Here is an 11,914-nt window from a genome sequence, read left to right on the forward strand (position 1 = left end):
ATCTCACGAGCTACCGGCCGTCGACCATGACCAGTGCAGGCTGCGGAATGGCGATCGAAGCATCTGCCAGAGCAGCAAGAGTGCCGTCGAGTGCGACAAGGTCCGCACGGCGACCCGGCGCCAGCATCCCTGCCCGTCCTTCATCGTGAACTAAGTACGCACTGTCCACGGTCATGGCCTGTACTGCACGCTGCACTCCGATCCGTTGGTGGGAGCCAAGCACGGCACCGCCCATGGTCAGTCGATTCACAGCGGTCCTAATCGTCTGGAGGGGATCCATCGGAGTTATCGGGCAATCCGAGTGCAGCCCGAATTTCAAGCCGATGTCATCGGCGCACGCCAGCGGGTCCAGGTTGCCGGCTCTCTCAGGACCGAGGAAACGGTCACGGTGACGATCGCCCCAATGAAAGACATGGTTGACGAAAAAGCTCACCCCGATCTCGGCATCACGTATCGCTTCCAGGTCCGCAGGCCCACTGACCTGGCAATGCTCGATACGGTGCCGCGCTCGACGATTGTCGCTGCAGTGTGCACTTCGCAGAGCCGAGATAGCGGCGGCTACGGCCGCATCGCCGTTGGCGTGCACCGCGACCTGCCCTCCCGCGCGGTGGACCCGGAGAACCATGGCGTCGAGTTGCTCCTGAGGATAGAGCAGATCACCGTGATGGTTCGGGCTGCACGTGTACGGGGTCCGCAGAGCTGCGGACAACCCTTGAATGGACCCATCCGCCCAGAATTTGGCGCCGGCCAAACGGAAGCGTGACCCTGGGTCCGGATTAGCTGCGAAAGCAATGTTCCCTCCCTCCAGTTCCGCGATCGCGAGATCACCCCGAAGGAAGCCAACCGTGTGCACGGGCATCTGGCCCATGGCGTCTAGGGCACGATAGGCGGCCAATTCCTGCATGCCCGCCGACAGGCCGACCCCGAGATCGTGCACGGTCGTGATTCCCCGCGAACGCGCCAGCGTCAAGCTACGCAGCAGCGCGGTCTGCACCTCCGCCTCTGTCAGGTCTGGGATCGCGGCGCTCAGCCGGGCCACGGCATCGATTTCCCAGGCCATCCCGGTGAGCCTCCCGTCCGCCCCACGCGGAAACTGCGAGTCCTCGGGATCCACCGTCGATTCGTCGATACCTGCAGTTGCGAGCGCAACGGTGTTTGCCACCGCAAAGTGCCCCGAGATGTGCAGAACGATTATCGGGCGGTCAGTGCAGACTGCGTCGAGGTCATCGCGTGTGAGATGGCGACCTTCTCGAAGTTGGGTGTCGTCGTACCCCCATCCACGTATCCAGCCGTGAGTGGGAGCGGAGTTCCGCAGCGCCGCTTGGATATCCGCGATCGAGGCGCACGGGGGTGTCCGGCAATCAGCCCATCCGTCAGTCAAGCCGGCGTAGGTCGGGTGAATGTGCGACTCGATGAGCCCCGGGATCACAGTTGCGCCAGGTAGATCGAGCCGACGAGTTTGCGGTCCGACGTGCTCCCCCATGTCCTTTCGACTTCCGGTGGCGACAACCAGGCCTCCATCGAGCACAAGGGCCTCCACCTGAGGTGACGCCGCATCGTGGGTGAAGATTGCATCTGCGGTGAGTAATGTCCTGGTCATCAGATATCCGCCTTTGCGGTCGGGGTGACGGGGCAAGACGCTGGTGCCGATCGATTTTCTGCGCGGAGGCCCGAAACCGCTTCGACAGGAGGCCACATCAGCCGGGTAGCGAACACGAACAACACGTTCAGCACGAGGGCTGCGGCACCGATGTTGATGCCGTGGTCCGACAACCACGTCGATACCGCTCCGTGTGTGTCGAGGTACAGCCAGAGCACCACCACGTCGCCGAGTACCACGCCCATCGCGAGCGCTGCCGGTCGCAGTTTCCATCCGAAGATCATCGTCGCGAACACCACCACGGCCTGGGTCACCCCGTAGTACGCGGTGTTCACCAGCGTCAGCAGCAATTGGGGTGCGGCGAGCGTGAGGAGCAGCGAGAGGCCGAGATAGGCGACGATCACCCCGCGCACCCACACTCGCTGACTTGATTCGGGTATTCCAGGAACGATGTTCCGAGAGACGATCGAGCCGATTCCCAGCGCCGAACCACACAGAACCACGATCGCGCACAGTGCCGCACCACCCGCCACCACTCCGGTCAGCCAGTCCGGGAGCACGAGGCGGGACAGTTGCAGGAGCACCTCATTGGACTCTGCGCCCTCGAGCTTGTTCGGCAGCAACGAAATTGCGCCGAAGGCTGCAGCGACGAGGAAGGGATACATGAGCATGTACAGCGGGTTGAATCGGGCGACTCGCTTGAGGGTTGCCTCGGACTTCGCCGATAGCACCGCCTGCACGATGAACGGGAAAACGAAAAAGCCGAGTGACTGGAACACGATTGTGGTGAGCACGAAGGTCAGCGACGAACCGGTGACGGTGGATTGCGAAGCCGGCCCGGCCCCATGCGTTGCCGCATCGGCGAAGAGCTTCGTGATGCCGCCCGATTTGGCCGTGGCGGCGAGTCCGATCAAGATCGCTCCCAACAGCAGAGCTGCATCCTTGACGTAGGACACGAACGCCGGCGCACGCACACCCGAAAGCAGGAGGAAGAGAAGAGCAAGCGCGGCGCCGACAAAAACCGCCACCGTCGGGTTGATGGTGATGCCCAGTCCGCTCAGTGCGACCTGGAGGCCGGCAAGCTGCAACTGCCCCCAGGGAATGAGGAACACTACCGAGGCAATCGCGATTGTCAGTTCCAGTCCGCGCGAGCGAAAGTGCCGCCCTGCCACGTCGGGTAGCGTCATCGCGTTGTACCGCTTGCCTGCCCGCCAGAGATAGGGCGCAAAGAAGTATCCGATCGGGTAGGCAAGCAAGATGTATCCGATGAACCAGACGCCGTAGCTTGCCCCGTGGGCGTACACGCCGCCGGGGAATCCGATGAGCGTGCCGATGCTGTACGCCTCACCTGCCCCCAGGATGAAAACCAGTACGGGACCGAACGATCGCCCACCCACCAGGTAGTCGGAGATCTCCTTCTTGCTTCCACGGCGTGAAAGCACCCCGGCGCCGAGCGCGAGGAGAAGCACGAGCGTAAATGTTGCAGCGATCATGTCGGGTCCCCGATCTCGGCCTTGGCCTGAGCCAGTTCGATTCGTTCCGCTTCCTCGAAGTCCTTGCAGTCGAATAACTTCCATGCCAAATGGAGACATAGCGAAGTCAAGGGCATCCACAGGAAAAGCCACGCGAACAAAATCGGGAATCCGAGAACGGTCATTTCGGATTCGGAGAGCGCAACTATCCCGCCCAGCACCCCGACGAACGGAACTCCGATTGCGAGCAAGGCACTCTTCGCCTCGTTGGACATGATTGTGGCTCCTTAGCCGTTGATCGATCCGGAGCAGATGAGGCGAGGGGCGTTTTGCCGTCGAATCGTCGTCCGGTCTAGCGTTGAGTGTGCCTCCCGTCACTATGGCGGGACCATGGGCGAACCCCAGAATCCGCGACGCTCGTTCGTGATATTCACGGGACGCACCAAGCACGCATGAAGGAGAAGCCGGTGAACGTGTCCGACGTCGAAGAAGAGGACACGATCCGCCGGTTGTGTCGCGAGGTTTCCGACGAGCTCGAAGCGCTCACCGAGCGCGCGGTACAGCAGATTCGCAGCGAACTCCCGGCCTACTCTGCGGTACCAGTGGCCGAGCAAGGCAACTACATCCGTAAACAGTTGTCCGCAATGCTGTGTGCCGTTGCCGAGAACGAAACGTTCACCACAGAAGACACCGACCGAAACCGCGAGCTCGGGCGCCGCCGTGCGATGCAAGGGCTCCCGCTCTCCAATGTCATCGAGACCTATCACATTGCCTCTCGGGAGCTCTGGAACACAATGGTCGAGCGGTCCACGAAACCAACACACGAACTGCTGCAGGCGGGCGGCAAACTCTGGGACCTCGTTCACACTGCGACGAGCGCGGTCGCGGTCGGACACTCCGAGGCGACGCGCAGCGAGCAGGCCATTCGCGCCGGCGTTCGCTACCGATTCTTCGAAACATTGCACAGTGCAACGGATATGGAAATGAGCAACGCCCGAGAGCTGGCACAAACCCTCGGGTTCGATCCACAGAAATCGTTCCAAGCGCTATCGGTCGTCGAAGACGAATGGTCAGAAGCACAAGTGGAACACCTGCAACGAACCCTGGATTCCGTGCACGTTGTCGCACAATGCAGTCGACACGGCACCCGAGTAATCGTGATGTGTCAGGGCGAACCGATCGAAGACGTCATCCACGCAATCATGCGAGATCATCCACGAACGTCAATAGGTATCGGAATGTCCCGGGTCGGACTCGTCGGCGCAGCTCAAAGCATCACCGACGCCGAGCGCACAGTGCAGTTGGCGACAGCGCCGGGCACGACGGTCAGTTTTACCGATGAATGGCTCATCGCCACCCTTGCCGCCCACCAGAACGAGCTTCTGCCACTCCTGCGGGCTGGGGCGTCCGTGGCCGAAGAGCACTCACATCTGATGGATGCCGTCCGCGCCTTCGCCCGAAGCGGGTTCTCCGTCAGCGCTGCCGCCCGTGACATCCATCTGCATGCAAACTCTGTCACCTATCGACTCGACCGATGGCAGCATCTGACGGGATGGGATGCGCGAACCCTCGACGGCCTGATGAAATCGATGGTGAGCCTAGAGTTGTTTCATCGTCAAACACTCGCCAACATCTGACATCGGACGCAAGTCGCGTGTCCTCTGCACGCTGAACCGCGCCCGTGCTTGTCACTCTGACTCGCCGTCGAGACATTGCCCAAGCCAGGCACCTATATCCAACGCAGCGCGGCGGGCAACAGGCGTTGGATGGCTTGTAAATCCATGCGGGACATCAGGATAGAGACGCAAGTCGACGTCGTTTCCGGCCGCCGACAGCCGCGCCACCATGGCAAGGTTCTCAGCCAGGACCACGTCTTCTGATCCAACGACAACGAGGGTCGGCGGCAAGCCGCTCAGGTCGCCGAATGTCGGAGAAATATCCGGGAGAGTGCGGTCACCGACATGGCCCACATAGGCTTCGATGAAGTATTCGTCGCCGATGGTGCGGCCAGCGGGAGTCTGGGCACTGACGTCGTACGTGCCCGCTTCCAGCACCGCACCCGAAAATGACATGGCCAGACCTCGATCGCGAAGGCGCAGCAACGTTGTCATCACCAAAGTTGCTCCCGCCGACATACCACCAATGGCTAGCCTGGTCGTCCCGAACCGTTCGGCAGCGACGTCAAGCAGCCACAAAGCGACCGCCTCACAGTCGTCCGGCGCTGCCGGCCAAGGGAATTCCGGCGCAAGCCGGTAGTCGACGGTAACCACTGCTACTCCGACCGCGTCGGCGAGTCTCATACTGCGAGCGTCAGAGCTAGCCGCTGAACTCATGTAGAAACCACCACCCGGAAGATATAGGTAGACCCCGTTGACATCGCCGTCTTTCGGCGTGACTACGCGAACTGAAACGGATCGGCCCTCGATGTCGAGTGTGTGTTCAACAGCCCGGGTCGCCGTGGGATCAACCACCCTGGAGGCTCGCACCACAAGCAGTTCCTGCATTGAACTCGGACCGACGCCGGCGGGCCGCGACTCGTAGAACGCTCGGGTACTCGCAGCATCGTCACGAGACACTCGTTCGATCAGATCGGTCAATGCAAGCTTCACCGGGGCTCCCTTGGGTCGAGACTTGTCGACAATGTTCGCACCTCCAGCAGCAGCACGTAGCCGACGTGTACTCGGCAACAAGGCGACCGTGACAGGTATGAGCAAAGCGCGCCGGAAAAAGGCGTTGTCACGCTAGCCTCATCTCGGAATTGGACGTTTGTCTAGAAAGGTTTACGAATGCGCGCGCTGCTGCTTGCCACCCTTGCAATCCTGGCACTTCAGATTGCAGCTCCGGCCGCTCACGCCGCACCACCGGAATCGGGCTGGTCTCTCCCCCAACTGACTGTCGCAGATCGCACGATCAAGGACGTCGACGGACGAACGGTGTTGCTACGCGGCGTGAACGCCAACGGTCTCAACGACTACGCAACCAACGGCACCGGGCTACCCACCGTTACGCCGCTGGGACGAACGGATTTCGCGCACATGGCAGCGCTGGGCTTCAACGTCGTACGACTCAACGTCGCGTGGTCACTCCTCGAACCGACCCGCGGAACATTCGACACTGCGTACGTCGACCGCATTCGAGTAGCGGTCGAGGATGCGAAAGACCACGGCATCTACACCGTTCTCGACATGCATCAGGACGCATGGGGCCCGTACGTCGGCACCCCGAGCGACCAGTCATGCCCGTCATTCATGCGACCGGGAGTCGGCTGGGACGGCGCACCCGAGTGGGCAACCCTGACCGGCGGATGGACAACCTGCAACATCGGCGGGCTCCGGGAAGCTGCGCCGGCCATCGCCCATGCCTTCCAGGCGTTTTACGACGACGAGCAAGGAATCCAGAGTCGCTTGGTGGCGACGTGGGCGAAGTTGGCCGCGGAGTTCAAAGACGAACCCGCGGTGGCCGGATACGACCTGTTGAACGAACCGAACCCCGGTCTGCGCGACCCCTTCACCGCAGCAGACCAGATCGGGCAGTTCTACCAGCGCGCCACCGACGCCATCCGGCAAGCCGAAGCAGGCGGGTTCCCGCACCTGGTGTTCTTCGAACCCAGTGCGATCTGGTCGGCATTCGGCTTCGACGCACTGCCACCGCGCAAGTACCTGACCGATCCTCTGGTGGTGTTCTCGCCGCACCTCTACAGCGAATCCATCACGGTCAGTAGCGAATTCCCCGCGATCGAAGACGGATTTCGGATCGCCGACGGCGCCGCCGACTGGTACGACGCCCCGTTGTGGACGGGCGAATGGGGTTGGTTCGGGGACGCCGACGAGCAGGGAGCAGACGTCGACCGCTTCGTCGACGCCACAGACAAGTACCGGATGGGCGGCGCGTGGTGGTCATGGAACCAAGCGTGCGGTGACCCCCACCCCGTTCGCGACGGCAATACCCATCAGCCGCAGGGAAATCTGAATCGCATCGACTGCCCGTCCGGTGAATCACTCGGGCTCGTCGAGGGATTCGCCGTTCCACTCTCGCGAGCGTATCCGCGAGCAGCGCCCGGCACGCTGACGGAGGTGTCGCGCAACGGGTTTACCGGGACCGGCTCCGGAAGGGTCGAGGCCTGGTACCCAGGAACCGACCGGCCACAGCTCGAGATCACGAATCTCTCCGACGTCCGACTGTCCCCGATCGAGGGCGGATGGCAACTGATCGGCCACGCCGACGGCGACTACGCGGTTAAACCAGCCTGATCGAACGATCATCCGGGAATTGTGCGTTCACACCACGTGAAAGAGTGGGTGTCAGAAGATTCCGCCGATTCCCTTGCCGATCAGAACAACGCCGACGACCAGGATCAACACACTCATCACCGTGGTGTTGTTGTCTTGGAGCCAGACTTTGAGATTGGCCAACGGCTCGCGCAGGCGATCAGCAGCCACCAGGTATCCGATGACCGGGATCGCGACAGTTGAGCTGGCGATGATCGTGAAGACGAGGATCGAGGTGATCACTCCGCTGGTCGCCAGCGACGCCGAACCGATCGACACTCCGGCAGCGATGCACATGAGCAGGTTCTTCGGGTTGATCGCGGCGAGCGCGAATCCGAGGCCCAAGCCCTTGACCGCGGTCATCTCGTCGACGGCTTGCATCCACTTCGGTGTTTCGTGCTCGCCGCTGCGCCCCCGCCACTGCTTGACCCCGACCGTCAACAGGAGGACACCGAGGGCCAGTTTGATCCACGAAACCGTGGCAGACGGTCCATCGTCCGAAGTGCTGACGGCACTGGACAGGATGACGAAAAGAACTGTAGCGATAAAGATTCCGAGTAGCCAGCCCACCGCGAACCCGACGCTGGTGCTACCCGCTCGCTTGGAGAGCAACATCAAGATAGTGGCGATGACGGCTACCGGCGACACGGCGACGCCGACGGCTATGGGGAGGAGATCTCCGATAACGGAACCCATGTCAAAACTCGTTTCTCATCGGGGCGCAGTCGATACCGCTGCGCGCCAATGCTGACACCCTGTGCGCCTACATCGTTTACGCCTCATTCGAAAGGGATGAGTGCCCGAACCGCCGTACCTCCGTCTCGTCCCGTGTCAGCTCGTCTGTGCTTGTTGGAACGCAGCGGCAACACCGCCCACGTCACCCCCGACTTGGAAGACTCCACGAGGCAGATCGGGAAACACTGCATCGCTGACGGCTACGACGAACAGAAGTCGGCGATCGTCGGGGGTGATCATGTAACCCGAGAGCGCTTGAAGGGTCACGATCAACCTGCCGGTGTCGGCTTCGACGTCGGCGGATGTTCCCGTCTTACCGATGACCTTCCCCTTCGCGGGACTGTCGGTTCCGACGCCGGACAGTGAACCTCGCTCACCGAGCACCGGTTGACCTGCCCAGAATGCGTCTGCCCAGGACTGCTGGTCCACCCAGTCGAGCCAGTTGACGACGGCCGCGGGTGTCGCTTGCGACGGATCTCCGCCCTGACCGTCCATGACCACAAGATCAGACGCTGCAATACCTGCTTTCTCCGCGAGTGCCCGGACGGTAGGTAGACCGTCACTGCACGACGACGATCCTGCCGCTACCGCCAACAGACATAAGAACGTGTTGGCGCCGGTGTTGTAGCTCGTTGCGAGGATCATCCCTCCCGACTGCGAAAGTGGTGCCGATTGCAGGTTCGCGACTTGTCGGCTGCCGGCATATGTCCGATCGGCCGGAAGAGCAGCTGCGTTGTTGGTACGAGATACTGTCGCGACTTCGATTCCGTTGCGACGCAGTGCTTCTACGAATAGATGGCGGGCCCACGTAGCTGCATCGGTGATGCGATAGACAGTCAGCGAGGTCTTTCCAGCCGGTACCGAACCGGTCACGTTGATCTGGGTGGGATCGGACGGATCGACTGCTGCCTTCAGCGTCGAATCGCTACCTTCTTCACCGGTGGTGACCTGTGCATCGACGCGGAACAGGCTGTTTCCGGGAAGCATGTCGATGGTGGCGGGCTCACCTACCGCACCCGGGCTCGCCTGAATATCGACGAGGTTGTCGTTGACGAAGATCGACGGGACGAGGCCTTCGACGGTTTCGTAGGTGTCCCACAGACGAGGGTCGACGAGGACGTCGCCGTTGACACGAGTGATGCCGGAGCCGGCTACTTGTCGTGCGAGATCGTTCAGGCCCGCCAGCGGATCGCCGGGCGCGAGAACAGCTCCGGGTAGGGCGTCGGCGTACACGTGGTCGATGCCGTCGGTGGCGAAGTCGAATCGGCCCTGTGCCGCATTGCGCCCGCCGAGCGCAAGGTCACCGGAGCCGACGAGCACGAGATCACCGGTGAGGGTGCCCTCGACGGGAACGGAGGTGGCATATACGGGGGTCGTGACGGTGCGGTCCACGCCGAGGGTGTCGTAGGCGGTGCCGACGGTGAAATGTTTGGTTTGCGAGGCCAGAAACATCGAGTTGTCAGCGTTGTTGCTGTAGATCACCTCGTCTGTGTCGGGGTCGACTACGAGATACGACCATCGAGCCATGGCGTATGGATCGGAGGTCATGATGCGGGTTGCCTCCTGCGGAATTTGCTGCGTCGGAGCCGATGCGACTTCGGAATTCGACGGCTGCGACGAACATGCGGTGAGGACGACGCCGACGCTGACCAAGGCAGCGAAGGCACGAGCTGATGCGGTGTACGGCATGGACGCTCCTGAGGATGCATGACTGATTTGTCGTAATTTACTGCAAAGTGCAGCATGCAGAGTGCAGTATCGCTTAAAGTCATTTCATGAACTCTGATGGGAAGTCGACGTCACGACACGACGTCAAGGTTCGCAAAGTGGCCGTGGTCGGTATCGCCACGGCGTTATTGCTCTCAGCCTGTTCGTCCGCAACCGATTCCGCGTCCCCCTCCTCGTCGGCGCCGACCTCTGCCGGGTCTACGGACAGCGCTGTTTTGTCTTTCGACAGCGCTGCAATGGATTCCGCCGTCTCCGAGAAGGCGGAGCAGTTCCGCGAGATCGCGATGGTGGTCATGATCACGACACCGACGCAGCAGTACGTCAACACGTGGGGTTCGGTCCGAGAAGGTGTGAACGAGCCTCCCACTCTGGACACCAAGGTTCGCGTGGGCTCGAACACCAAGACCTGGACCGGTACGGCAATCCTGCAGTTGGTCGACGAGGGCAAGCTGGCGGTAACCGATCCGGTCAGTAAGTTCCGCCCCGATGTCCCCAACGGGGACAACATCACAATCGGCGACCTACTCGACATGCGTAGCGGCCTGTACAACTACACCGAAACCCTCGAACTCAACCGGGCGCTCGACGAGCAACCGGAGCGAGTGTGGGCACCCGAGGAGCTACTGGCGATGGGCCTGAGCCAGCCGCCGTATTTCGCGCCCGACACCGGTTATCACTACTCCAACACCAACACCGTTCTTCTCGGCTTGATCGCCGAGCAGCTAGACGGCAAGCCGATTCAGCAGATCTTCGCGGACCGATTCTTCGGGCCACTCGCACTGACCGGGACATCGTTTCCTGCGAACACCGACACCAGCATCCCGACGCCTTATGCAGACGGCTACACCTACAGTGGGAACGTCGAAACGCTCGGCGAAGGCAAAGAGGCTCTCCCACAATCTCGCCTCGACGCGATCGCTGCAGGCACCGAAAGATCGTTCAACACCACGATGCACAATCCTTCGTGGACGTGGTCCGCAGGTCAGGGAATCTCGACTGCGAACGACATGGCGACATGGGTCAAAGCTTTAGGCACCGGGTCACTCCTCAGTCCGGCCACACACGAGTTGCGTTTGAACAGTGTGCAACCCACAGATGGCGAGGGATCCGCGGGATACGGATACGGCATCGCTCAAATGGGTCCGATGTACGGCCATATCGGCGAACTTCCCGGCTACAACTCCTTCATGGGGTACGACCCGATCAACGATGTGACCATGGTGGTGTGGGGAAATTTGGCACCAACCGCTGATGGTTTCGCGCCGGCGTCTGCCGTCGCTGGAGCGCTCGTCCCCTTCATCTACGGCAAACCCGCACAGGATGCATCCGACGACATCGCCGACACCGAGGATGCGAACGGCGAAGGGAAGTAACACTTGTAGTCTTGGATGCCAACCGCGGAGCGAAGGGAGCCATGTGGCTCAGCGTGATCTCACACCCACCTCGTACATGATCCTGGGACTGCTGACAACCAAGGACTGGTCCGCATACGAAATCGCCGAGCAGGTCGGGCGCGGGGTCGCCGAATTGTGGCCCAGCGCCGACCGCCAGCGATACAACGCCCCAAAAATACTGCTCGAGCGCGGCCTGGTCACGGCCACCACGGTCACAAAAGGCACTCAGCGCTCCCGCACCGTCTACTCCATCACCGACGAAGGCCGAACCGCGTTGAGCGACTGGCTCGCCACCCAGTCCACGCCGCCGGCCTTGCAGTTCGAAGGCATGATCCGCGTGATCTTCGCCCATCAAGGGACGATCGACGACCTGCGGTCCAACCTGACCACCATGCGCGAACAGGCAACTCAATCCCGAAGTCTGTTCGTCTCACACGCGCAACGTATTTCGGCTCCCGAAGCCGGTACACTCCCCCAACAAAATCACCTGATGGCGTTGGCCAACCGATTCATGATCGGCCATTTCAACCACATCGCAGAATGGGCCGACTGGGCATTGGAAGAAACTGCAGACTGGCCCGACACGGTGCAACCCGCAACAACCCACCGCAAGCGCACCCTCTCCACCCTCGCCCGTGCGATAGACGACGGAAGCAGTTAGCTTCCGCACGGAAGATCGTAGAAGACCGGCACGACGGTATCGGCCGCGCTCGCAAC

At 61.6% G+C, this 11,914-nt stretch carries 10 protein-coding genes; 4 read left to right on the forward strand and 6 right to left on the reverse strand.

The genetic code is table 11. From position 1 onward, the window contains the following. Positions 1-10: 10 nt before the first annotated feature. The 3 genes from ACFT1A_RS29270 to ACFT1A_RS29280 are packed head-to-tail and all read right to left on the reverse strand — an operon-like array spanning position 11 to position 3,347. Positions 11-1,600 (reverse strand): amidohydrolase, encoded by a 1,590-nt coding sequence (locus ACFT1A_RS29270; RefSeq protein WP_378449856.1) that lies wholly within the window; start codon positions 1,598-1,600, stop codon positions 11-13. Further along, complete coding sequence (locus tag ACFT1A_RS29275; RefSeq protein WP_378449857.1) at positions 1,600-3,093, reverse strand: sodium:solute symporter; 1,494 nt, start codon at positions 3,091-3,093, stop codon at positions 1,600-1,602. The genes ACFT1A_RS29270 and ACFT1A_RS29275 overlap by 1 nt, the downstream gene beginning before the upstream one ends. After that, positions 3,090-3,347 carry a DUF3311 domain-containing protein gene (locus tag ACFT1A_RS29280; RefSeq protein ID WP_378449858.1) on the reverse strand — a complete coding sequence of 86 codons (258 nt, stop codon included), beginning with the start codon at positions 3,345-3,347 and terminating at the stop codon, positions 3,090-3,092. Before ACFT1A_RS29280 ends, ACFT1A_RS29275 begins: the two co-directional genes overlap by 4 nt. 192 nt (positions 3,348-3,539) lie before the next feature. Between ACFT1A_RS29280 and ACFT1A_RS29285 the strand changes: the two genes are divergently transcribed. Beyond that, the gene (locus tag ACFT1A_RS29285; protein WP_378449859.1) at positions 3,540-4,709 is read left to right on the forward strand and encodes a PucR family transcriptional regulator; all 1,170 of its coding nucleotides are present in this window, start codon (positions 3,540-3,542) and stop codon (positions 4,707-4,709) included. A gap of 51 nt (positions 4,710-4,760) precedes the next feature. Here the strand turns inward: ACFT1A_RS29285 and ACFT1A_RS29290 are convergent, their stop codons facing one another. Beyond that, entirely contained in the window at positions 4,761-5,681 is a 921-nt protein-coding gene (locus tag ACFT1A_RS29290) for an alpha/beta hydrolase (RefSeq protein WP_378449860.1), read from the reverse strand. A 177-nt stretch (positions 5,682-5,858) separates the two neighbouring features. On the opposite strand from ACFT1A_RS29290, the gene ACFT1A_RS29295 reads away from it, so the two are divergent. Then, positions 5,859-7,322 (forward strand): glycoside hydrolase family 5 protein, encoded by a 1,464-nt coding sequence (locus ACFT1A_RS29295; protein ID WP_378449861.1) that lies wholly within the window; start codon positions 5,859-5,861, stop codon positions 7,320-7,322. Between the two features lie 51 nt (positions 7,323-7,373). Here the strand turns inward: ACFT1A_RS29295 and ACFT1A_RS29300 are convergent, their stop codons facing one another. Both ACFT1A_RS29300 and ACFT1A_RS29305 read right to left on the reverse strand, forming a co-directional pair. Then, positions 7,374-8,036: a GAP family protein gene (locus ACFT1A_RS29300; RefSeq protein ID WP_378449862.1), complete on the reverse strand. Its 663-nt coding sequence runs from the start codon at positions 8,034-8,036 to the stop codon at positions 7,374-7,376. A gap of 135 nt (positions 8,037-8,171) precedes the next feature. After that, entirely contained in the window at positions 8,172-9,764 is a 1,593-nt protein-coding gene (locus ACFT1A_RS29305) for a D-alanyl-D-alanine carboxypeptidase/D-alanyl-D-alanine-endopeptidase (protein ID WP_378449863.1), read from the reverse strand. A gap of 86 nt (positions 9,765-9,850) precedes the next feature. Between ACFT1A_RS29305 and ACFT1A_RS29310 the strand changes: the two genes are divergently transcribed. Then, a complete protein-coding gene (locus tag ACFT1A_RS29310; RefSeq protein ID WP_378449864.1) occupies positions 9,851-11,176 on the forward strand; it encodes a serine hydrolase domain-containing protein in 1,326 nt (441 codons plus the stop codon). 43 nt (positions 11,177-11,219) lie between these two features. Further along, on the forward strand, positions 11,220-11,858 hold the full coding sequence (locus ACFT1A_RS29315; protein WP_378449865.1) for a PadR family transcriptional regulator: 639 nt from the start codon (positions 11,220-11,222) through the stop codon (positions 11,856-11,858). The last annotated feature ends 56 nt before the right edge of the window (positions 11,859-11,914 follow it).

It is taken from the genome of Rhodococcus sp. NPDC057135 (assembly GCF_042670865.1).
Taxonomy (GTDB): domain Bacteria; phylum Actinomycetota; class Actinomycetes; order Mycobacteriales; family Mycobacteriaceae; genus Rhodococcus_F.

Excerpts from the sequence above, each read along its gene's own strand:
- ACFT1A_RS29270 (WP_378449856.1), bottom strand. The coding sequence starts at position 1,600 with ATGACCAGGACATTACTCACCGCAGATGCAATCTTCACCCACGATGCG.
- ACFT1A_RS29275 (WP_378449857.1), bottom strand. The coding sequence starts at position 3,093 with ATGATCGCTGCAACATTTACGCTCGTGCTTCTCCTCGCGCTCGGCGCC.
- ACFT1A_RS29280 (WP_378449858.1), bottom strand. The coding sequence starts at position 3,347 with ATGTCCAACGAGGCGAAGAGTGCCTTGCTCGCAATCGGAGTTCCGTTC.
- ACFT1A_RS29295 (WP_378449861.1), top strand. The coding sequence starts at position 5,859 with ATGCGCGCGCTGCTGCTTGCCACCCTTGCAATCCTGGCACTTCAGATT.
- ACFT1A_RS29300 (WP_378449862.1), bottom strand. The coding sequence starts at position 8,036 with ATGGGTTCCGTTATCGGAGATCTCCTCCCCATAGCCGTCGGCGTCGCC.
- ACFT1A_RS29305 (WP_378449863.1), bottom strand. The coding sequence starts at position 9,764 with ATGCCGTACACCGCATCAGCTCGTGCCTTCGCTGCCTTGGTCAGCGTC.
- ACFT1A_RS29310 (WP_378449864.1), top strand. The coding sequence starts at position 9,851 with ATGAACTCTGATGGGAAGTCGACGTCACGACACGACGTCAAGGTTCGC.